20 protein-coding genes are annotated in these 22,996 nt (G+C 43.7%); 19 read left to right on the forward strand and 1 reads right to left on the reverse strand.

What is annotated here, in order from left to right; translation table 11 throughout:
• Nucleotides 1–226: 226 nt before the first annotated feature.
• The 9 genes from NDI48_14790 to NDI48_14830 all read left to right on the forward strand — a co-directional run bounded on the left by NDI48_14790 (nucleotide 227) and on the right by NDI48_14830 (nucleotide 12,407).
• Nucleotides 227–1,726: a hypothetical protein gene (locus NDI48_14790; GenBank protein MEP0832438.1), complete on the forward strand. Its 1,500-nt coding sequence runs from the start codon at nucleotides 227–229 to the stop codon at nucleotides 1,724–1,726.
• A gap of 15 nt (nucleotides 1,727–1,741) precedes the next feature.
• Entirely contained in the window at nucleotides 1,742–3,124 is a 1,383-nt protein-coding gene (locus NDI48_14795; protein ID MEP0832439.1) for a DUF1822 family protein, read from the forward strand.
• 194 nt (nucleotides 3,125–3,318) lie between these two features.
• Nucleotides 3,319–5,829: an ABC transporter substrate-binding protein gene (locus tag NDI48_14800; GenBank protein MEP0832440.1), complete on the forward strand. Its 2,511-nt coding sequence runs from the start codon at nucleotides 3,319–3,321 to the stop codon at nucleotides 5,827–5,829.
• 76 nt (nucleotides 5,830–5,905) lie between these two features.
• Nucleotides 5,906–7,360 (forward strand): serine/threonine protein kinase, encoded by a 1,455-nt coding sequence (locus tag NDI48_14805; GenBank protein MEP0832441.1) that lies wholly within the window; start codon nucleotides 5,906–5,908, stop codon nucleotides 7,358–7,360.
• 152 nt (nucleotides 7,361–7,512) lie between these two features.
• Nucleotides 7,513–8,955: a hypothetical protein gene (locus NDI48_14810; protein ID MEP0832442.1), complete on the forward strand. Its 1,443-nt coding sequence runs from the start codon at nucleotides 7,513–7,515 to the stop codon at nucleotides 8,953–8,955.
• Nucleotides 8,956–9,087: 132 nt separating this feature from the next.
• Nucleotides 9,088–9,825 (forward strand): PspA/IM30 family protein, encoded by a 738-nt coding sequence (locus NDI48_14815; GenBank protein MEP0832443.1) that lies wholly within the window; start codon nucleotides 9,088–9,090, stop codon nucleotides 9,823–9,825.
• Between the two features lie 177 nt (nucleotides 9,826–10,002).
• Nucleotides 10,003–11,364, forward strand: a complete 1,362-nt coding sequence (locus NDI48_14820; protein MEP0832444.1) for an ABC transporter substrate-binding protein — start codon at nucleotides 10,003–10,005, stop codon at nucleotides 11,362–11,364.
• A gap of 168 nt (nucleotides 11,365–11,532) precedes the next feature.
• Nucleotides 11,533–12,096: a glycine-rich domain-containing protein-like gene (locus NDI48_14825; GenBank protein ID MEP0832445.1), complete on the forward strand. Its 564-nt coding sequence runs from the start codon at nucleotides 11,533–11,535 to the stop codon at nucleotides 12,094–12,096.
• A 26-nt stretch (nucleotides 12,097–12,122) separates the two neighbouring features.
• Nucleotides 12,123–12,407 (forward strand): hypothetical protein, encoded by a 285-nt coding sequence (locus NDI48_14830; protein MEP0832446.1) that lies wholly within the window; start codon nucleotides 12,123–12,125, stop codon nucleotides 12,405–12,407.
• Nucleotides 12,408–12,478: 71 nt separating this feature from the next.
• Here the strand turns inward: NDI48_14830 and NDI48_14835 are convergent, their stop codons facing one another.
• Nucleotides 12,479–13,027, reverse strand: a complete 549-nt coding sequence (locus tag NDI48_14835) for a hypothetical protein (protein MEP0832447.1) — start codon at nucleotides 13,025–13,027, stop codon at nucleotides 12,479–12,481.
• Nucleotides 13,028–13,357: 330 nt separating this feature from the next.
• Here NDI48_14835 and NDI48_14840 point away from each other — a divergent pair, with 330 nt between their 5' ends.
• The 10 genes from NDI48_14840 (at nucleotide 13,358) to urtE (ending at nucleotide 22,845) form a co-directional block, all read left to right on the forward strand.
• A complete protein-coding gene (locus NDI48_14840) occupies nucleotides 13,358–13,600 on the forward strand; it encodes a helix-turn-helix domain-containing protein (protein MEP0832448.1) in 243 nt (80 codons plus the stop codon).
• A gap of 27 nt (nucleotides 13,601–13,627) precedes the next feature.
• Nucleotides 13,628–13,870: a helix-turn-helix domain-containing protein gene (locus NDI48_14845; protein ID MEP0832449.1), complete on the forward strand. Its 243-nt coding sequence runs from the start codon at nucleotides 13,628–13,630 to the stop codon at nucleotides 13,868–13,870.
• A 204-nt stretch (nucleotides 13,871–14,074) separates the two neighbouring features.
• A complete protein-coding gene (locus NDI48_14850; protein ID MEP0832450.1) occupies nucleotides 14,075–15,778 on the forward strand; it encodes a DUF262 domain-containing HNH endonuclease family protein in 1,704 nt (567 codons plus the stop codon).
• Nucleotides 15,779–16,105: 327 nt separating this feature from the next.
• Nucleotides 16,106–16,468 carry a hypothetical protein gene (locus NDI48_14855; GenBank protein ID MEP0832451.1) on the forward strand — a complete coding sequence of 121 codons (363 nt, stop codon included), beginning with the start codon at nucleotides 16,106–16,108 and terminating at the stop codon, nucleotides 16,466–16,468.
• Nucleotides 16,465–16,866 carry an HNH endonuclease gene (locus tag NDI48_14860; protein MEP0832452.1) on the forward strand — a complete coding sequence of 134 codons (402 nt, stop codon included), beginning with the start codon at nucleotides 16,465–16,467 and terminating at the stop codon, nucleotides 16,864–16,866. Before NDI48_14855 ends, NDI48_14860 begins: the two co-directional genes overlap by 4 nt.
• A gap of 427 nt (nucleotides 16,867–17,293) precedes the next feature.
• Nucleotides 17,294–18,613 carry an urea ABC transporter substrate-binding protein gene (gene urtA / locus NDI48_14865; GenBank protein MEP0832453.1) on the forward strand — a complete coding sequence of 440 codons (1,320 nt, stop codon included), beginning with the start codon at nucleotides 17,294–17,296 and terminating at the stop codon, nucleotides 18,611–18,613.
• 89 nt (nucleotides 18,614–18,702) lie between these two features.
• A complete protein-coding gene (gene urtB / locus NDI48_14870) occupies nucleotides 18,703–19,884 on the forward strand; it encodes an urea ABC transporter permease subunit UrtB (GenBank protein MEP0832454.1) in 1,182 nt (393 codons plus the stop codon).
• A gap of 99 nt (nucleotides 19,885–19,983) precedes the next feature.
• Nucleotides 19,984–21,159 (forward strand): urea ABC transporter permease subunit UrtC, encoded by a 1,176-nt coding sequence (gene urtC / locus NDI48_14875; protein MEP0832455.1) that lies wholly within the window; start codon nucleotides 19,984–19,986, stop codon nucleotides 21,157–21,159.
• A gap of 99 nt (nucleotides 21,160–21,258) precedes the next feature.
• Nucleotides 21,259–22,023 carry an urea ABC transporter ATP-binding protein UrtD gene (gene urtD, locus NDI48_14880; GenBank protein ID MEP0832456.1) on the forward strand — a complete coding sequence of 255 codons (765 nt, stop codon included), beginning with the start codon at nucleotides 21,259–21,261 and terminating at the stop codon, nucleotides 22,021–22,023.
• 120 nt (nucleotides 22,024–22,143) lie between these two features.
• A complete protein-coding gene (gene urtE / locus NDI48_14885) occupies nucleotides 22,144–22,845 on the forward strand; it encodes an urea ABC transporter ATP-binding subunit UrtE (GenBank protein MEP0832457.1) in 702 nt (233 codons plus the stop codon).
• Nucleotides 22,846–22,996 lie beyond the last annotated feature (151 nt).

The raw sequence follows: 22,996 nt of genomic DNA on the forward strand, positions 1-22,996 counted from the left end.
ACTCAATCCGACAAAAATCTCCTCTTCACCGCTACCGAGATGGCGGGCATTAGAATTTTAACTGCATAATTATTTGACTTCATCCCAACCATAAACCAGTAGACCCAATTACAAGGAGTTAAACCTTTGTAGCTAGTCTAGAGCGTTCAATAGATGTCTTGCATAAGTGGCACAGCTAACAGAGATAAGTACTACTGCTACGTCACAACACTTGAATGAGAGCAACATGTCAGATCGAGTTGCTCCGGTTACCGCCATGCCATTGGAATGCTTTTATACCTTACCCGACAGCCTAGAAGAACATCGCATTATGTGGCGAATTGAGCCACGGTTGCGCGATGGCATTAACAGGTTGCGTCAAAAAATAGACCCTGAAGCAGAACTTGATGAAAAAATACTAGAAGCCAGAATAGCTCGCTATTTATTTGAAACGTTACAGCAGCATCCACATGAACTCGTGCGAACCCATTGGATTGCTTTTCTAGAAAGACGTTGTGAAAAAGTCGCTACCCGACTGGCTCATTTCAACCCTAGTTACTTTCGCGATTTAGTCCTCATAGGAGCTGAAGTCGCGAGTCATCCCGTAAAATTTTTTGAGAATTTTGACCCTCGACGTTCTCACTTTGAATATTGGTATCCCACCTTAAAGCGATTTTCTGATGCTAAAATCAAGTATCTAATAATTCCCAAATTTCGAGAGCTAACAGGGATAGATACGCTGGGTCGAACCAACTTAGGTTTAGCTGCCCGCTCGACGCGAAAACAAGTTAAAGAAGCTTTGCATCATTTAGGTTACGGACAAGCAGAATTATCGAAATATCTTCTAGCTTGGCAGTGCTTCCAAGAAATCAGAAATTCCCTCAAATTGGGAGTTAATCAATTTCAAGCAGAACATTTTCAGGATATTGCCAAGCGGTATTGCGAATTTAGAGAGCAATTGGCGTTACCTGAAGGTCATAATCCAGATATTAATGGAGAGGGTATTAAAACTTGGCTGGAAACTATTGGAATAGCAATCCGAAAACTTTTAAACCCACCTATTGATTCTCTCGATACATTTTCACCTTCAACAACCAATGAAAATATATCTTTACTAGAAAATATCCCTGCTCAACCCAGAGGAGATGAGGAAATGAATCAAACGGTTGTTGCTTTTAGGGAGTTTATCGCTCATTTGCTGGAAGGATTGCCAGAATATCAAGAAAAGCAATTGCTTTTTCTCAGGTATGGCTTAGAACTCAAACAAAGTCAAATTGGTCAGGAATTTAGGGGTCAAGCGCAATACCAAATCAGTCGTCTGCTTCAGCGGTTAAATAATCGGATCTTGACTCAAATTGGGAATTGGGTAAAACAACATTTGGGGCTTGAACCCAGTTCCGAATGCCTGAATGAGATTGAAGCGGTGTTATATCAATACTATTCTGACCAAATTGATGTTTTTTTTGAAAAAACAATTCAGCTTTTTGGAACCCAAAGTCGGGAGATATTAAAACTATTTTACATTCTCAAATTGAAGCCTTCAGGGATTGGAAGGAAGATTCATAAATCTGAGGCGGAAGTAAAGGAGTTGTTAGAGGTGATGAGGCAATGGCTAGGCAGCAGTATAACTGAAAAAATCCAAGCTGGAATTCAACTTGAGTTGCCATCTCAAGGTGCAGCTAAAAAGAGAATTACTGCCTTCACCGAAACCCGGTTAGAAACTATTCTGCAACTTTATTTACACTAATCAAAATACAGAACCATGAAATTAACTCTTCAAACCTTAAGCAGCTTTTATTCCGAGCATCTCTGGTTAGAGTTTTCGGATAGGGATTTGGAGCAAGCTAAATCAGCTTCTCAAGGTTACTCGAATGAAACAGGTCGCAATTATGCCTATCTCAATTCCCTGTGTTTGAATACCTTTTTGAATTGGCTAAAAAACAATTTAAGCTTAGAAGTTTCTCTGAGTGTATTTCCCAATGAGCAAATTTTGCCAAAGCTTTGGGAATTCGTTAGTGGATGTGGGATTAATTGGGGTAGTAAGCGGCTGGTACTTATTCCTAGTGATGCTATTGATTTGGCTGATTTCGCTGTTCCTCAAGAATGGGTCGATATTCCCAACTGGGCAGCAGATTATTATTTACCAATCCGAGTAAATTTAGAGGAGCAATATATTCATATTTGGGGTTTTGTTTCCCGGAACACTTTAAAAGATAAAGCCGATTATGACCCAATTTATCGTCTCTATTATCTGGAGCGAGATTGGGTTGTTCCAAACTTAGACATAATGGAACTTGCGTCTAATCTTTGTCTGGATGAAAAAGGCGAAGTAACAGCGTTGCCAAAATTATCAGAGACGGAAGTAGACAATTTGATAGAGGAGCTGAGCCAACCTTCACCTTATTCTCCTCGCCTAAAGGCAACGTTTGAAAAATGGGGGGCATTATTAAATGAGAGTCATTGGTTACAGAAGTTATATGAACGACGGGTGCAGTCAGTTTCACCCACAATATCGGCTCTCACTCGATGGTTAGATGGTGTTGTGGAAGCCGGGTGGCAAACCTTTGAAGAGTTATTTAATGCTAAAACGTTAGCACCAGCATTTCGAGTGAGACGCGTCAGAGGAATTGAACTAGAAACACCAGAAAAAGCTAGACGAGCGGTGAAACAATTGTATGACAGTCAAAGTGAAGTATCTTTTCCTCCTAATATTGAAGATCGAGATGCCTTAGTTCATCTGTTACAAAATACTCCCGATGAAAGCCTTCGGTGGAAAGCGGCTGAATATTTATGGGCAATTGCTCCAAATTATCCAGGTTCTGCTATCAGAAGGGTAATGGATTTAGGCGTTCAACTCATGGGGCACCCTATCGCTTTGATGGTTGCAGTTTTACGTAAATTGGATGGTAAAGTTGCCGTATTGCTGCGAGCTTATCCCATGCACAATCGCACTAAATTACCGCCAGGTTTACAATTAATTGGGCTAGATGAAAATGGCGCTTTTGTTCCCGGTTTGGAAGCTGTCGCAAGAAGCGAACCGCAAGATGATTATATTTCTTTGTACTTCAGTGCTAATGTTGGCGAGCGCTTCAGTGTGCGTCTGGCTTTAGAAGAAACTAGTATTTGCGAACAATTTGTAGTTTAACTACGAATAAGATAGGTTAATTTGAGATAATTTAACCTACCTGTATGGGCTATTTGGGAGTGCGTGAGCGCTGAATTAAACTTAGTCGTTGAAAATAGATGGATAACTTTTGGATTCAGGTTAAGAGTGACTTTTTTTTATGGGCTTTTTCCAGTATTATATGGCTTAATAAATCCACCTAAAGGAAGCTCGATATGAGCAAGCGAGTCATCTTCAGAATTGACCAAGGTGATTTTGAACAAGGTTTTTCTGTCACCTTAATGATTAAGGAGAATGGGGAGGTTTGCGCTCCCGAAGTCAGGGGTAAGCTTGCGCCAGCAACACAAATTATTGACCGCTATAATGACTGGCAACAAGCTTACTACTCTTGGGGAAAAAGCCACCGCTGGTGGAGACGGAGGTTAGAGGTTCCAGAGCAAATAAATACAAACTATTCGAGTGCTGACAGCGAGGGTAATCCTAACAGTTATGATCACCAGTTTGAAAGGGAACTCAATGAGTGGCTAGATCGTTCTGATTTAGGGGAGTTAAGAGAGGAACTACTACATACAGTTAACAAAAACGATTGTGTAAGTTTCATTGTCCAAACGGATAACAAAGAATTACAGAGGCTACCCTGGGAGCTATGGCGTTTACTTAAAGATCGTTATCATCACCCGGAAGTAGCTATAAGCAGCAGAAGCGCACCCAAAAAAGGAGCTTTCAGAAGTTCAGTTAAAATTCTAGTGATTCTGGGTAGCGATGAAAAAATTGATATTCAAACCGACTGGAATATTCTTAGAGAAAAACTGCCAAATGACGAATTAGTATTGCTGGAAAAACCCAGCGCCGATGAATTTAGAGAAATTCTCATCAATCAAGCTTGGGATATTATCTTTTTTGCCGGACACAGTTCGACTCAAGCCGATGGAAATGATGCAAAAATTTGGCTTAATGACCAAGAATATTTATCACCTAAAAGCCTAAAAAATTCCCTCAAAAAAGCCGTTGAAAATGGCTTAAAACTGGCAATTTTTAACTCCTGCGATGGATTGGGGTTAGCACGACAATTGGAGACTTTGCAAATTCCCCATATCATCGTCATGCGGGAACCCGTTCACGATGAAGTTGCACAAAAATTTCTCAAGGGTTTTCTCACAAGCTTTGCTGAAGGTGCTTCTTTACATGAAGCCGTGCGCGAAGCTCGCGACCAATTAAGATTAATCGAAAGTCGTTCTCCTAATGCCTCTTGGTTACCTGTAATTTTTCAAAATCCTGAAGAACCTCCGCTATTTTATCCCGTAGAAGAGTCAGCACCGGAATTAGGAGAAAAACCGCTAGAAAGTTCGCAAAAGAGAGTAAAACTTAAGAAACTCGCCTGGTGTGGAATGGGTGCGATCGCACTCTGCACTCTTACTTTGGGAATCTATAAACTCATCGAGCTGCGTAACGATTCGACCCTAGCGTCAGGAATTAGCTTGGGAGAAGAAATTCTAAGCGAAAAAAATACCACTCCAGAAAAACAAGCTGGCGTTAAAGCCTTTGCCGATGGAAACTATTCCAAGGCAGTGGCAAATTTTCAATCCTCTCTCCAGAAAAAACCTAACGATCCAGAAGCATTCATTTACTTAAATAATGCTATAGCGGCTAATAGCAAAGAAACCATTAAAATTGCCGTCAGCGTACCGATTGGTATCAACCAACCCATTGCAGAAGAAATTTTGCGAGGTGTCGCGGCAGTTCAAGAGGAGATTAATCGCGACTTCGGGATTCATGGCAAGCCATTACAGGTGGTCATCGCTAATGATAATAATGACAGTACGTCCGCGCAAAAAGTTGCTCGTAAGTTGGTCAAAGATACTGCTATTTTTGCAGTTGTAGGACATAATTCGAGTAATGCTTCTACTGCGGCAGCTCCGCTCTATAAAGATGGCAAATTAGTCATGATTTCCCCAACAAGCTTTGCTAACCAGTTGAAAGAACAGTCGTATGTTTTTCGCATGGTTCCCCAAATTACTTTTTTTGCCGCGCAATTATCTCAAGGTCTAGGCAAAGCAATTCCTAACCCCAAAGTTGCCATTTGTGTAGATAATGTATCACCGGATCAGGAATCCTTTAGAAACGAATTTAAGTACGTTGTTTCAGCTTATCAAGGACAGCATATCGATCTAGGATGTAACCTTGCCGACCCAAATTTTAATCCGATTACTGTGGTCGAGACAATGAGAAAGAACAATGTGAATAGTTTGATGGTGGCACCCTATGTTAATAACCTGCCCAAGGCAATGGAACTCTTCAAGGCGGTTCGAGAAAGTCAGTTACCAATCAAGCTGTTTGGCAGCCCTACTTTGTATAACGATAAAACTATTGAGTGGGGAGGCGAAGCAGTAGAAGGCTTGACATTATCCGTTCCTTACTTTCCTGATGAGAAAGAAAAGAATTCGTTTCGGGAACTCTGGAAGACAGAACTAAACACCTGGCGATCACCAATGGCTAAGGATACAACAAGAGCGATCGCAACGGGTTTACAACAACTTTTACAACAAAAACATCCCACTCGTCAGGATTTAGACAATATACTGAGAAATTCCAATTTTAAAGTGAAGGGTGTCACGGGGGAATTTAAGTTTCACAGCAACACAGGCGAACGCGAATTTCTGTTTCACAAAGAACGTTCTGACGCTTTAATCCGAATTCGAGACGGTAAAGTTGTAAAAATTGAATAGCTAGATCGAGCAGAACTGCATATTTCTCTCACTCTATCCCAATACCTTATTGGATGGGTTAGAAGTGAGAGCAACTATGTTAGGAGAAAAGCAGGTATTACACCAGCGCTATCACATTCAAGGCCAGTTGGGACACAACGCTGGACGACATACCCTACTCGCTCAAGATTTACATACCCAAGAACTCGTTGTCCTCAAAATTCTCAGTTTTAACAGTGACTTTCGTTGGGAAGATTTGAAACTGTTTGAACGAGAAGCCGAAACCCTCAAATCTCTATCCTATCCAGCGATTCCCCACTATCTTGATTATTTTGAAGTGGACTTGCCCGATTGTCGGGGATTCGTACTTGTGCAATCTTATCTTGATGCCACCTCATTGCAGGAATGGATTAAGCGAGGGCGAACATTTAGCGAGGATGAAGTTAAACAAATTGCTAAGGCATTAATCAATGTATTGAGCTACTTGCACGAGCGCAATCCTCCGGTGATTCATCGGGATATCAAGCCCAGCAATATTTTACTAAAAGGCGATCGCTCTGCCCATCAGGTTGGAGATTTATACTTAGTTGATTTTGGTTCTGTGCAAACGGCTGTCCGAGAAATCGGGACGATGACGATTGTTGGAACCTATGGCTATATGCCACCCGAACAATTTAGTGGACGTGCCTTTCAAGCTTCCGATTTGTATAGTTTGGGAGCCACGTTAATCTACTTGGTAACAGGGACGCATCCGGCTGATTTGCTGCAAGAGGATTTGCTTCTTGAATTTGAACCCGTGACGCATCTTTCTCCAAGCTTTGTGCAATGGATCAAGCTTTTGACGCATCCCAACCGCAAGCAACGGTTTAGTTCAGCTACTGTTGCCTTGAAAGCATTGGAGCAGCCTTTTGTTCAATCCCAACCGATTGAGTCATCCGCTACATCAACTCCTTTAACGCTGCAAAAACCTGTTGACAGTAAAATTTCTTTTCGCAAGGATGCAGAAACTCTAGAGATATATCTACCCCCGGAAAATTGTGGTGGTGCGGTAGGTTGTACATTTCTCGTTTACTGGGTTTTGATTTTTATGGGGTTATCCTGTGTGTGTAGCGGTAACGTTTTCATAATCTTGATCGGCTTGCTTTTCTTGTGGAGCGGGATTTCCGGGCAAAGGGAAGCTTTTTTTACAGCCAAAGCAGACAGGCGCATCTATATTGATGGAACGTCGATGACTGTAACTGAAACAGCATTTGGAATACGGCGACGGGTTTTTCAGGCCAGTCGCAATAACCTCTATAAATTAACTTACGTTAAGCGACTCTATCGTCCACATAGTGAAGGGGGCATTGAAGAGGTACCGCCAGTGTTAAGAATTTGGGCGAAACACTTTGCCAATTACGATGCCCTTTACCGAGACATCAGCTATCACATCGGGCAATCGGTGAGTGCGGACAGCAAAACCCGCTTTTATGGTCGTCTAACAACGCCAGAACTCGATTGGTTGGCACAAGAATTAAGTAACTGGTTGGGTTTACCCATTACAAGAGAATAGGGGCAGAGAGCTGGTATTAACCGTTAGGTGAAGATAGATGAACCGTCCCAACATCTTGTGGATTTGCGAAGAAACAATAAATTCTGAATAGACTGCATATTTCTTTCACTCTATCCCAATCCTAGATCGGAGGCGTTAGAAGTGAGAGCAAAATGAAACAACTTATCCATGTCCGCAAGCCGTTTATAAATAGTCCGCAAGCGGAACTGTATCAACGTATTCAAGCATTTTCCCTGGATGCTGCTGATGCACGTTTGCCATTTAGTAAACGACTCGCACGAGATAACGGCTGGACAATTGAATATGCGAACTCGGTTATCGATGAATACAAAAAATTCATATTTCTAGCAGTAGTAGCTGGTCATCCTGTTACTCCTTCCGATCAGATCGATCAAGTCTGGCATTTACACTTGCTCTATACACGCTCCTATTGGGACGAGTTCTGTCTCAATGTTTTACAGATGTCACTCCATCACGGCCCTACCCAAGGAGGCTCGCGGGAGCGGCGTAAGTTCGATGACTGGTACAACAAAACCTTAGCAAGCTACGAACAATTCTTTCAACAGTCACCGCCTGTAGACATCTGGCCTCCATCCCATATTCGTTTCGGACGGGATATTCACTTCGTTCGAGTAAACACGCAAGAAAACTGGATTTTACCCAAGCCGCAGTTAAATTTCTTGTCTGAATTCTGTCTTAGTCAAAGTGCTATCTTTATCTTATCTTTGTTCCTAGCCTTAGGTGTTACAGGTTGTGCGTTATCAGATCTAACGAATCTCCCAAATCCACTAAATTTTTCACTTTCAGAATTTACTGCTTTTTATCTATCAGCAGCCTTAATCGGAGTTTTCGCTATCAGTATGGTCGGGTTGTTTAGACGACGTGGCAAAAACTCGAAAACTAGACTGCGATTACTTTTACTCCTGACTTTTTCTTTGTTTATTCTGGGAATTAGCAAAATTGCCAGGGGACTCTTTGATTTGACAGGACAGGAGTTTCTTGGTTTCTACTTATTAGCAACGGTCACGGGTCTTTTCTTAGATTTTTTCGCACGTTCGTGGTCGGGGTTTATACGATATCCAATACGGTTAACATCCTTTGATAAAGCTGTAAAGTGGTTAACTGTACTCTCAGTTTTTGTTTTGCAGTTTCTTGGAATTAGCAGGATAATCTTAGGAATTTACCGAGATAAACCAGTTGGTTACCTAGTCGTTTTGTGTCTTGTCGTAGGTATACAGGTACTTTTTTTGTTGTTTAGTAGATTCACAGAAGATTTTTCTGGGAGTTGGCGAATCTTGCTCGCTATCCCTGTCTTCCTCTCAAGCCCGTTCTTGTTCTGGCTAGGCTTTAAAAGTCTGGGTGTATGGATGTTTTTTGGTTTGTGCATGGCTATAGCACGTTTACAAGGTAGTAACTCTGGAAGTGGTGGTAGCTACGGGGGTGGCGGTGGTAGCTACAGGAGTGGCGGTGGTAGCTACAGGAGTGGCGGTAGCAGTGACGGTGGCGGTGGTGATAGTGGCGATGGTGATAGTGGCTGCGGTGGTGATAGTGGCGGCGGTGATAGTGGCTGCGGTGGCTGCTGTAGCGGCGATTAAGGCATGAAATAGGCACTGCTTATCGAAATTTGCTCTGCATCAACTCACTCTAAACAATTTGGTCTGAATAGACTGCATATTTTTTTCACTCTATCCCAATACCTAATTGGATACGTTAGAAGTGAGAGCAAAATGAAACAACTAATCTATTGGCTCATTGGTGAAGGCAAATTAAAATTATTTATCTACTGGTTAATTGGTGAAAGAACTGGGCGGACTCTAGTAGGAATTTGGAACTGGCTGTGGGGTATCCCTGTCGAATCTGGGGGCAAAATTGCCGTGGAAGTAGCGCAGGAATCCCTCGAATCAATGCAAATATCCATCTACCAACTGGCAGAATCCGTTGCAACGGTTGTCGCTGCTTATGAGAAAGCTAAAGCTAAGTATGCAACCAAAGAGCGTGAATTTAAACTGGCAGAAAATCAAGCGTTGCTCGCCACTCAGCGGGGTAATGAAGAAGCAGCTAGACTGGCAATGAGTCGGGCGATCGCAATTGAAAGATTACTCCCTAAAATTTCCGAACAAGTTGCCCAAGCTGAACAACTAGTAGTGGCTGCCAAAGAAAAACTTTATCGAGAACGAGAAAAGTTAGAGGCTTATCAGACTGAGATGCAAAATATGAAGGCTTTATCAGAAATCAATGAAGCCTTAGAAACCATTGCCAAAGTTGATACTAGTTTTAACCTCAACTCGGCTCGATCTCAATTTGAATCGGCACAAGCAGCCGTCGAAGGGCGATATCTCAAAGTGAATGCCCAAGCAGAATTATCGGAAAGCCACACTGAAAGAATGCAAGCAGATTTAGACCGCTTGACGCTCAACGATGAAATTTCCCGTCGCCTTGCCAATTTGAAATCCGAACAAAGCTGATTTTAGATTTTAGATTTTGGGTGCAAGGATTTTAGATTAAAAAAGTCCTCTCTTATTCAGTGGCGGAATCGTCAATTCCATTATCGGAAATCCAATCTTAAGTCTCTAATAGGCTTTCTTTATGGCATCAATACCGTTTCTCTGCCAATTGAACTTGAAAAACAATCTAAAACTATTATGGAAACAACACAAACAGTCAAAACTCAACCCCGCAGAATTCCTCCCATTTTCTACATTTTTATAGTAGGATTATGTCTATTTTTATTTCCTCGCCTTCTGGGTATTTTTAAAACAGACTCAGAGTTGGGAAGTATCGGGAATCGTTTGTTAATTCAAGAAAGGTTGACTCCCGACAAACAAAAAGGAATTGAAGCCTTTGCTAAGGGGGATTATCAACAAGCGAGCGCATCTTTTAAAAAATCTCTCCTCCAGCAGCCGAATGACCCGGAAGCGCTCATCTACTTAAATAACACCCAAGCCGGAAACAATGCTCTCAAGATAGCGGTAAGCGTGCCAATTGGTAGTAACTTAAACGTGGCTCAAGAAATCCTTCGGGGAGTGGCTACAGCCCAGACTGAAATTAACCAAAATGGCGGCATTAATGGACAGAAATTGCAAGTCCAGATTGTCAACGATCAAAATGACCCAGAAATTGCCCGAAAAGTTGCTCGCGAGTTAGTCAAAGATCGGCAAGTCCTGGGAGTGGTGGGACACAATGCCAGCAATGCCTCTCTCGCCGCTGCTCCTATCTACCAACAGGGGGGATTAGTGATGATAACCCCTACCTCCTTTGCGAATAACCTCTCTGGATTGGGTAACTATATTTTTCGCATCGTTCCGACTACCAAAGTCATGGCCGAAACGTTAGCCGACTATGCGGTTAAAACTGCCCGCAAAACTAAAATTGCGTTTTGTTACGATTCCCACGCATTCGATACTGTCTCTTTCAAAGATGAATTCTTGGCGGCTTTTGTCAGCAAGGGAGGGCAATTAGTTCCCACCGTTTGCGATTTATCAGCTCCTAACTTTAACCCGACTGCGGCGGTGACTCAAGCTATTAGCAGTGGTGCAGATGGGTTGTTTATCGCTTCCCACATCGATCGCTTAGAATCTGCGATCGCAGTTGCTAGAGCAAATCAGGGCAAATTAGCTTTATTTAGCAGCCCAACAATGTATACCGTCAAAACCTTACAAGCCGGACAGCAAGCCGTCAAGGGGTTAGCCCTCGTCGCACCTTGGCATCCTCAAGTTAATCCGTCTTTTGCAGACAGGATGAGTCAGCGCTGGCATGGCAAAGTTAGCTGGCGCACAGCTACGGCTTATGATGCTACGCAGGCGATGATTGCCGGCTTGCAGCAGAGTCAGCGTCGCGATGGTTTACAGCAAGCGTTGCATAGTGGGGGGTTTACCGTTGAGGGTGCCAGTGGTGCTGTAAGATTTGCCTCCACTGGTGATCGTATCAGTCACTCAGTCATTGTCCAAGTTCAGTCTAAGGGTTTTGATTACGACTTCGTGATGCTACCGACAATAGCGCCATAAAACTCCCAGGAAAATAGTCCTGAGGAAGCAGCGCCATGCGCGGGTTTCCCGACTTGAGGCGACTGGCATTGTGGAGTGGGGAGTAGAGACTTCATGAGACACAGCCAAAATTTATCACAAGCGACCTGTCCGGCGTTTAGATCGTGGTGAGATTAAGGGGTTTAATATATGTCAGTTGGAAACCAAGTTTTGTCTTCGTCAGCTCAAGCCTTCTTGCAAAAGCTAAAACAGCTTGACTTGGAGTCAATCGAAAAGCGACTCATGCAATCCGGGTGGACTCGCCAGCAAGCCACATTGGCAATTAACCGCTACAAAATGTTCTTATCTGTAGTGTATCTGCATCCCCACACTCCGCTAGTCCCGTCTCAGGAAATCGATCGGGTCTGGCATTACCACATCTTGCATACACGCAAGTATTATCAGGATTGCCAGATGCTGTTCGGTCGTTTCATTCACCATGAACCTGATGTAGAGCAGTGGCGTCAGCCAGATCCACTTTCGCTGAATACCGCTTTTGCTCGAACCACTGAACTCTTGGTGCAGTACTTCGGTGACGCAGCGTTAGGAGATACAAGCTTGGAGCAACCCGACAGTATCTTAAGAGCAGAAAACTTGCCTCTACAACAGAAATTATCTGAAAACGGTGACTCGCACCTCCATCCTAGTGCTTGTGGCAGACCGACAAGCTGCCTACTGGAAACATCCTACTTGACCAAGCAGCAGATTGCCTAAGCCTTTGAACCCCATGGATTTTACTAGTGCAGCGCGGCGGAAATAACTATCCAGTTGACAAAGGCAATAAGGCTTACTGTACAAGCAATGTTGCTTCTGCCTTCTGCCTTCTGCCTCCTGCCTTCTGCCTTCTGCCTCCTGCCTTCTGCCTTCTTGCACTAGCTAGTGAAGTACCCACAGACGAGAGCATTCGCTACGTCTGGGGCTTCCAGTTTTATCATTGGCTCATCCGATCAGGTGAATTGATGGATTACGCGATCGCTCAAGCTGGTATCGGATGCGATCGCTCTTACGGTTCATTATCTAATTGAGTGAAACCTTGCCGAATGGGGATGTTGGGTTTCTTGAGGTTAACCTAACTTACGGCAAGGGGCGATCGCACTCAATGATCAGCCGTTACTGTTGTCTCATCAAATACGACCTCGAATTCGGCTGCTGGCATCCACTTTCCCAGAAAGCGCTTATGATTTTCTGCCTCGGCGCGGCTATAAAAGCGACCGACTGTATAGTGTTGAGCGTTTGGCAAGAGCCTCACCAGTGTCCAAGGGTAATTCTGTTGATTCCAGATGCGATCGCCTTCTGTTCGAGACGCTACGCGAACGGCACCAGCGCAAAGCTGATCGCCTTGAGCAGGAGAACTTTGCACAGATGTGCCAGGGTGCGTTTCTACAATCCGACCACAGCCCCGATGCTCCAAGATAGAGTGAATCTGTGATAGAAGTTGCTCTCGCTGTGGGGTGCCATCGTTGGGTAATAGGCTCCAGTCAGCGACAGGCGCGGGTAGCCAAGCCAGGGTATAGGAAACTGTATCTTTGCGAAAGTGCCAAGACAAGCGCTGTGTGTGCTTACGGCACTGGAAACCGTCAGCTCTTAAGGCTGCAACAATCCTGTCCGCCTCTGCTTTGAGGCGAAGCCATTGAGAATGTTTCATTGCTATTATTGGTGTGATTATTAATTAGAGAGGGGCGATCGCATACACTTTGCCAAAGGAGCGATCGCCTGTTTCTCATGAAAGACTTAGAACAGTACGAGCGAGTGATTTCCTGATAATCGTTTAGGCGTCACCTCCTTAGTTCACTTATTTATCCACCAGAATTTCAGTCCACTTAAGTGGACTTGATCTATGAGCCAGGAGTTTTAACTCTTGGCGGACTTGCCTGGTATGAGAAACTACCCATAGAGACACAGGGAAACTTCCTCTAGCCGTTTCCCCGTTATTTTTGTTGTCAGTGAAAGGACAACTTGTCCTTTTCTAGGTAAGATGGTAAACGATCAGGATCGGAATAGCAACCCTAACTTGCCAACTCTTAGACAAGTTCGTGAACGTCTAAATATGACCCAGGAAGAATTTGCTCGTGAACTGAGGACAACACCCAGAACAATAGGGCGTCACGAAAGAGGGGAACACAAACTCAGACTTACCTTAGGACAAATCAAACAATTGAAAGAACTCTTAGAACAAGCTGGAATGTCAATTGATGACTTACCTGATGATATCGATTGAGAAGCCATCAACTGATCGGTAGGTAAGATGGCAAACGATAGAAACTCAAATAGCAACCCCAATTTGGCAAGTCTCAAGCAAGTGCGTGAACGTTTAGGGATGACTCAAGAAGAATTCGCTAGCGAATTGGGAATAACCCGCAAAACGATTGGCAATCATGAAAGAGGCGCACACCAACTGAAGCTTTCTCTAGGGCAAATCAAACGATTGAAAGAACTTCTCGAACAAGTTGGAATGTCGATTGATGACTTACCTGACGACATCGATTGAGAAGCCCAAGCCTTTACCGCAGGTAGTATCAGGATTTCTGCAATAAGCTGCTAGATGCATCAACGCTATTACCTTATGTCTGTCTCACGCTAGGAGGCATACAATAAGGGTCAAGCCTGTTCCAGGTTGGCATCACTAGACTACATAGAGTTAATTCGACTCTATGAAAGTGTAGTTGAATCACTAGGTAGGGAGGAAATCCTAATGAAAATTGAAGCAAATGATAAAGAAATTCAGGATATTTTTTCTCTGGGATATTTCAAGATACCAAGATTTCAAAGACCTTATTCTTGGACTGAAGAAGAAGTAAAAAATTTTTGGGATGATGTTGTTATTGAAGAACATGAGCAATATTTTATTGGCTCGATGGTGGTCTATCAAATAGAAAAGCCATACTTTGGAATAGTAGATGGTCAACAGAGATTAACAACCATTACATTAATGCTCGCTGCCATACGAAATGCTTTTCTTCGGCTTGGTGAAGTAAACCTTTCAAGAGGTGTTCATAACTATATTGAAAAAGCAAACATAGATAATGTCAATGAATTTATTCTCAACACTGAAACTTCATTTCCATATTTACAAGATCATATCCAAAGTTTTGAAGGAGCAAAGGTTGATTGTACAGTAGGACATGAAGAATTGAAACTTAAGAATGCATTTGAATTAATAAACGAAAAGCTTTCTCCTTTAATTCCAAAATACAAAGAAATAGATGCACAACTTGACTTCCCTGATGAAAGTAGGCTTGCTGTAATAGATAGTCTCAAAACTATAAGAAATAAAATTTTATCGCTGAAGCTGGTTTTTATTCAATTAGATAATGAAGATGATGCTTACTTAATTTTTGAAACTCTAAATACTAGAGGGAAAGATCTAACTACCCCTGATTTAGTTAAGAACCTATTACTCAAAAAAGTAAAGTCTTCAAATAAAACGTTAGACAACTCTAAAATCATATGGAATAAAATTTTAGAAAAATTTGATGACTATGGATTAGAAAATGAGATGGAATCTTTTCTGCACCATCATTGGCTTTCAAAATATGGAGATACTACTGAGAAAAAGTTATTCGGTGAAATTAAAGAATATGTTACTACTTCCGAGTTAGCTCTTTTCTTGTTAGTTGAATTTCAAAAAAATGCTGATTACTATGCTTCCATAAGGAACCCAAGTAATTATTCATGGACTCCAGAAGAAAATGAACTGAAAGAATGTTTGCAGTCATTCAATCTATTGAATGTCAAGCAGCAAATGCCAATGGTTCTATCTCTTATTAGAGCGTATAGAGAGCAAAAGCTAACATTGAGAGCTTTATTAAAAATAATATTGAAGATTGAATCATTTCACTTCGTGTTTAATAGAATAACCTCTCAACATTCCTCCGGCTCAATATCCACTCTCTATTATAGACATGCTAGAGATCTTACTAAAACTAATAACCATGACAAAATTCAGTCCATCTTTTCATCTTTAAGTGGAAGCCTTAAATCTAAATTACCGGAGTTTGAAGAATTTGAAATAGAATTTGCAAATCTTATCTATACAAAAAGCAAGACTAGAAATAGAAAGATTATCAATTATATACTAAGTCGCTTCATGGGAAAAAATATTAATGGCTTACCTATAGATTATGAATTAACCAGCATCGAGCATATACTACCACAGTCTAAAGAATGTAATGAAGATGTAGTTGGAAGTATAGGTAATTTAATACTTGTAGACAGAGAAACAAATAGTGAAGTGTTAAAAAATCTAGACTTTACAAAGAAAATCGAAATTTTGGTTAATAAAGGTTATCCTCTTGATTCTGATTTATTAAATGCCAATCAGTGGACTGAAAAAGAAATCAGGGATAGAGCTAAATCAATGGCTCATAAAGCATTTTATGAGCTTTGGCGTATATGACTAGGTATAACTTATTAGTATAAGCCCATTGACTTGATAAATCTGTGGCGAACAGCACGCGATCAAGAACAGACAATTCATCACAATTAAAAATGCACAGAGTGTGCGATCGCTCATACTAGAATTCAAACACCAGCATAGGTTGGAGTACCCCTATGTCCCTGCAAGAACTTCAAGAGCAGGTTCGCCAGTTGTCCGTGAGCGATCGCGTCGGTTGGTTTTAGCTGCATGTAGGCACTGGTGCGATCGCCAGCATTAACCCCAACAATCTCTGTCTAAAATTGAGCCAACTATAATTGGTGAGCAAGAGACTCCAAAGGTTTGGACATGACTACAGTCGCTATCTTGCCCGTATCCGATGCGAGTGGTGAGAGGATTTATCGAGCAGTTGCAGGTGATAAGCAATCAACAGGTAAAACCGCAGGTGAAGCGCTAGATGCGTTAACTGCCCAGTTAGAAGGCGGCGAATTCAGCACCCTACTGATTATCCAGAGTTTTAGTCCTGACTGGTTTTTTAGTGCCTTTGAGCAAAAGCGTTTATCTGACTTGATGAATCTGTGGCGAACAGCACGCGATGAAGGACAAACGCTACCTCCAGAACAACAAGCAGAGCTAGATAGACTAGTTGAAGCTGAATTGAAAGCAGCCACAGCCCGAACCGCAGCTTTGGTGCAGCAACTTAGCCAATGAACCCTTTCTATACTCTAGTCGCCGACCGTGCTACTCATCGCTGTGAATACTGTAATGCTCCAGAACTCGTCTTCAACTTCCCGTTTGAAGTCGAACATATCATACCCCTTTACCGAAGCGGCGCTGATGCCGAATCCAATCTAGCTCTTGCCTGTCGCTCCTGCAATCTTCGTAAGGGAACTCGTATCAGTGGCATCGATCCGGAATCCGATACTGAAGTTCGTCTATTTCACCCAAGGCAAGATGAATGGGACGACCATTTCCAAGTAGACAGCGATTCTGGAACGCTTGCGGCTAAAACACCCATTGGAAGAGTAACGATTGCTTGTTTAGAAATGAACAGCCAAGCACAAGTAACGGCACGGCAGCTATGGATTCGTCTAGGCTTGTTTCCTTAAGATTGTCGATGTTGTTTTCAGCACCAGCGAAGCTAATCGCAAGTGAGAATGCACAGAGCGATCGCGTCGGTTGGTTTTAACTGCACGTAGACAGTGGTGCGATCACCTAGCCCCCATAATCCCTGTCTAACTACCAATCTCTGTCTAAAGTTGAGCCAATTATAATTGACTACTGAGTGGCCTTGCCTTCACAGAGGCTCATTGAAACCCGAAATAAGAAAGCAGATTCATGCCTGTTCGCTAATTCGCCGGAAAGCCCCATGCCATGCCGCGTCAAGACTGGGCACTGGTTAGGATGTCATGTCGAGATCTTGAGTTTCTGTATCATTGGTAACAATTAACAGAGTAACCTCGCTCTAATATCACACCTTATCTGCAAGTGTCTCTCTATCAGTAAGCAGAATTAAGAGGGGGTTATAGATAAAGCATGGTGAGGAGATTTGGACGACGTAAATTTCTGCTCTACGGCTCTGCAACTTTGGGAACCAGCATTCTCCTGAAAGCTTGCGCTAGCAATGAACCCACGACAACGGCAGCAAGTCCAGCGGCTTCTGGATCACCCGTGGCAGCTGCCGGGAGTAGCGGCGATACAATCAAGGTCGGGATTTTACACTCCCTCAGCGGCACGATGGCGATTAGTGAACAAAGCGTCGTGGATGCTGAATTACTAGCGATTGATGAAATCAATGCAGCCGGTGGAGTGCTGGGTAAAAAGATCGAGACCATCAAAGAAGATGGTGCTTCTGACTGGCCCACCTTTGCCGAGAAAGCGAAAAAACTCATTGACCAAGACAAGGTAGTGTCTATCTTCGGCTGCTGGACTTCGGCTAGCCGTAAAGCCGTGCTGCCGGTCTTTGAAGAGAAAAACCACATGCTCTGGTACCCCGTACAGTATGAGGGCCAAGAGTGTTCCAAGACCATTTTCTACACAGGTGCTGCCCCGAACCAGCAAATTGAGCCGTCAGTAGATTGGCTTTTGCAAAATAAGGGTAAAGAGTTCTTCCTCGTAGGTTCAGACTACGTTTTCCCCCGGACTGCCAACACCATTATTAAGGCGCAATTGCAAGCCAAAGGTGGCAAGACAGTCGGTGAAGACTACTTACCCCTAGGGAATACCGAAGTTACACCGATCATCAGTAAAATCAAAGCGGCTTTGCCCAATGGGGGCGTGATTTACAACACCCTAAATGGGGATAGCAATGTAGCCTTCTTTAAACAGCTTAAAGGCGCTGGCTTAACTCCAGACAAATATCCCACCATGTCTGTCAGTATTGCCGAAGAAGAAGTTAAAGCCATCGGCCCAGAGTATCTCAAAGGTCACTATGCGGCTTGGAACTACTTCCAAACCGTCGATAATCCAACCAATAAAAAGTTTGTTGAAGCCTTTAAGAAAAAGTATGGTGAAAGCCGTGTCACCAATGACCCGATGGAGTCTGCCTACATAGCGGTTTACATCTGGAAGCAGGCCGTTGAAAAAGCGAAGACAACGGATATCGAAGCCGTGCGGAAAGCAGCTTTGGGTCAAACCTTTGAGGCTCCACAAGGGAAGGTAACTATGGAAAATAACCATCACCTCGCTAAGTTTGTGCGGATTGGCGAAGTTGGGGAGGATGGTCTATTTAAGATTGTTAATTCCACGGACAAAGCGGTTGCACCCGTGCCCTGGAATCAATTTGTGGCGGAAACGAAAGGCTTTGGCTGCGATTGGTCTGATCCAAACAAAGGCGGCAAATTTAAAGTAAGTTAAGAACTTTAGCTTGTAAAGGATTTGGATTTTAGATGTGAAACCAAATCTAAAATCCAACATCTAAAATCTAAAACTTTTGGAGAAAGGGCGTGATAGCAGCATTGTTTGATAGCCTATTTAATGGCCTTAGTATTGGCGCTGTTTTATTAATTTCAGCGCTAGGATTAGCCATTGTTTTTGGACTGATGGGCGTGATTAACATGGCTCACGGTGAGTTGATGATGCTGGGAGCTTACACGACCTTCGTTGTACAAAATGGCTTCAACTTGCTGGGAAAACCGTGGTTTGAAACCTATATCTTGGTTGCCCTGCCAATGGCTTTTCTCGTCGCGGCGGCGATGGGTTTGATTTTGGAGCGGGGGGTAATTCGATATCTTTATGGACGCCCCTTAGAGACTCTCTTAGCGACTTGGGGAGTCAGCCTCATTTTGCAACAGTTTGTGCGAAGCGTGAACTGGGTATTGGCCATTAGTCTCGCTGTGTTTTGCCTATTCTTCTTTGGCGCGCTCTGGATTCTGTCTCGCCCCCCGCAGCTAGAGAGGATGCGTAACTGGGTGATAGCGGTGATGCTACCGCTATCACTCGGCATTGCCTGGGCTACTGGCACATTGTTGGCTCAAACTTACAAACTTACCGTGACTCAGCCTTGGTTTGGTGCTCAGAATGTCAATGTCACAGCACCTCGTTGGCTACAAGATAATTTGCCCATATTTGGTCTGACGCTGCCTTACACCCGACTGTTTATCATTGGCCTCACGATTCTTTGTGTAGCGGCGATTTACTTGTTTTTGCAACGTTCGGCATGGGGGTTGCGAATTCGGGCGGTGACGCAAAACCGGAGTATGAGTTCTTGCTTGGGGATTCCCACTCAAAAAGTGGATGCCTTGACATTTGCCCTAGGTTCTGGGTTGGCTGGTGTGGCAGGTTGTGCGATTAGTTTGCTGGGTTCTGTGGGGCCGAATACGGGTCAGAACTATGTGGTTGATACCTTCATGGTCGTGGTGGTGGGTGGTGTTGGCAAGTTGGTGGGGAGTATTGTGGCGGCGATCGCGATCGGTACGGCGAATTACCTGATCGGTTCAGGCGTACTGGTTACAAGTATTCCTGCACCCCTGTTGACTATGGAACCGTTCAAATTACTAGCTGATTTGTTAACGTTCTTTTCTTCCACCAGCATGGCTAAAGTCATCGTATTTGCTCTCATTATTGTGTTTCTTCAGGTGCGACCGGGAGGAATTTTTCCTCAAAAAGGGCGCACGGTGGATGCTTAATTAAGGGACTGGGGACGGTGGACTGGAAGCAGGATTTGGCAAAATTTTGCCCATATTTTATCTAACTTATTTCTGCTATTAACTAATAACTAATCAGTAATGATTAATGATTCACTAATGGAAATGCCAGGAATTGACCGACGACATCGGCGTCGTCGGTTACTGCTGATTGAGGTGGGTGCTGTTGCCCTTGTCGCGCTGCTGTTGATCTTCCTCATGCCTGTTGTCCTCACCAGCGTTCGCCTCAACCAAATGGGGCGTTTTTTAGCCTTAGCGATCGCCGCCCTCGGCATTGACCTGATTTGGGGGTATACGGGGCTTTTAAGTCTCGGACATGGCATCTTTTTCGCTTTTGGGGGTTACGCCCTAGCAATGCATCTCCAATTAGCACCGGTAGAAGCTGGGACGTTGCCGGAGTTCATGAATCTCTACGGGGTGGAGAAATTGCCCTGGTTTTGGACTCCGTTTGATTCCTTTGGTTTGGCGGCGATCGCTGTTCTCTTAATTCCCTCGTTATTAGGAGCCGTTTTAGGTTATTTAGTCTTCCGTAATCGCATCCGAGGGGTCTACTTTTCCATCCTCACGCAAGCGGCAACCATTGTATTTTTTAACTTCTTCAATGGTCAGCAAAAACTCTTCAATGGTACCAATGGTCTGACCAACTACAAAACCTTATTGGGAGCAGATGTGAATGCTCCGAAAACACAGTTTGTCTTCTATACACTCACCATATTGTTTCTCGTCGCGGCTTATGCGCTGTGTCGTTGGTTGACTAGAGGACGCTTCGGAAATTTGCTGATTGCGATTCGAGATGATGAAAGTCGAGTGCGGTTTACAGGTTATAACCCCACGAGTTTTAAGGTTTTGGTATTTGCCATTTCTGCGGGTTTAGCGGGTTTGGCAGGGGCGATGTATACACTGCAAACTGGCATTATTTCACCGAAGGCGATGGATATTGCGTTTTCGATTGAAATGGTGATTTGGGTAGCGGTGGGAGGACGTGCGTCTTTAGTGGGAGCGATTTTAGGGGCGTTGGTGGTGAATTTTGCGAAGAGTTTGTTGAGTGAGAAATTTCCGGAAATTTGGCTATTTTTTCAGGGTGGTTTGTTTTTGTTAGTGGTGATGGTACTACCGGATGGGTTTGTGGGGTGGTTGCGTGCTCAAGGGGTTGATTGGTTGGCACGGCTGGGACGCCCAAAGCCTGTTATTACTTATCCGAGTCTGGAAGAAGACCCACAGGTGCAGCGGGAGCGGGAGACTCTGGGGAGGGAGTAGGGATTTAACGTACCACAGAGGGCACAGAGGGCGCTGAGAGAAGAGAGAAAGAGTTATTTGAGTAGGTAATTTTTGCGGGAATAAGGGATTGGATATGACATGAGTGGAAAAATTATTGAAACGGAGAATGTAACAGTTAGTTTTGATGGCTTTAAGGCGCTCAATAACCTGAATTTCAATATGGATGTTGGGGAATTACGGGTGGTAATTGGGCCTAATGGTGCTGGAAAGACGACGTTCTTGGATGTGATTACCGGGAAGGTGCAGCCGACACAGGGGCGCGTGCTATTTAAAGGGCGAAATGTGCGGCGTTTGTCTGAACATCAAATCGCTCTTTTAGGTATTGGTCGTAAGTTCCAGACGCCGCGTGTCTACCTCAATCTGACGGTTCGTGAAAACTTAGAAATCGCTTGTAATCGCCAAAAAAATGTCTTTGCCGCACTGTTTGGTCGTCCTTCATCGGCTGAACGAAATACGGTTAAAGGTTTGCTGGAAACAATTGGATTAACAATTAAAGCTGATTTTGCTGCGGCATTGCTGTCTCATGGGGAAAAGCAACGTTTAGAAATTGGCATGTTAGTGGCTCAATCGCCGGATTTATTGCTGGTGGATGAACCGGTTGCGGGTTTGACGGATGAGGAAACGGAAAATATTGGAAATTTACTCTTAGCACTAGCAGAAAGTCATTCTATTTTGGTGATTGAACACGATATGGAATTTGTGCGCCAGATTGCGCGGAAGGTGACGGTGCTGCACGAGGGTTCAGTGTTATATGAAGGCAGTATTGAGGAAGTGCAAAATGAGCCGCGTGTGATTGAGGTGTATCTGGGAGAACCTCTGGAAACAACGGCCAACATGGGATGAAATCGTGTGCCTAACAGTTGGTATAAAAATGACTACAAGGAATTCAACCGTTAAGTAAAGGTAATGACTCAAATCCATCAGGCGATCGCTTCTGAACTTACTCTATCCCCATCTCAGCTCATGCTGCAAATCTCTGGACTCAATGTCTACTACGGCGAAAGTCACATTCTCCGGGATGTCGATTTAAGTGTTCCATCAGGGCAGATGGTTTGCCTAATTGGACGCAATGGGGTGGGAAAAACAACGTTGCTGAAAACCCTGATGGGATTACTCAAACCTCGCACAGGTACGATTACTTTGGCAGGGGAACCCATTACGAATAAATCACCCGACAAGCGGGCAAGATTGGGCATTGGTTATGTTCCCCAAGGACGGGAGATTATTCCTCGGTTGACAGTGAAGGAAAATTTGTTGCTGGGTTTGGAATCACGTCGCAGTGGAAGAAGCGGTAGAGAGGAAATCCCCGAAGATATTTTTGCTCTGTTTCCGGTTTTAAAAACCATGCTCTCTCGGATGGGGGGTGATTTGAGTGGTGGACAACAACAACAACTGGCGATCGCGCGTGCTTTAATGGGACGTCCCCAATTACTGGTGTTAGATGAACCCACCGAAGGCATTCAACCTTCAATTATTCTAGAAATTGAAGCGGCTGTCCGCCGCATTGTGGAATCAACAGGAATTTCTGTCCTGTTAGTCGAGCAACATCTACATTTTGTGCGGCAAGCGGATAAGTACTATGCCATGCAGAAAGGTGGAATTGTCGCCTCTGGAGCCACCAGCGAACTGAGCAATGAAGTGATTCAACGATTTTTAGCGGTTTGATTCTAGTTGGAGGAAAGTCGTACTAACGTCCTCAGACAATCCGGTACTTCAGTTACAGGTGGATTCGGATATCTGAATCTTGAAATTATTGCTCTCGATTCCTACAATTGAACATTAAATACAGGTCTTGCAGTATTTTTCGTTCATGCCA

It is taken from the genome of Microcoleus sp. AS-A8, assembly GCA_039962225.1.
In the GTDB taxonomy this organism is placed as follows: domain Bacteria; phylum Cyanobacteriota; class Cyanobacteriia; order Cyanobacteriales; family Coleofasciculaceae; genus Allocoleopsis.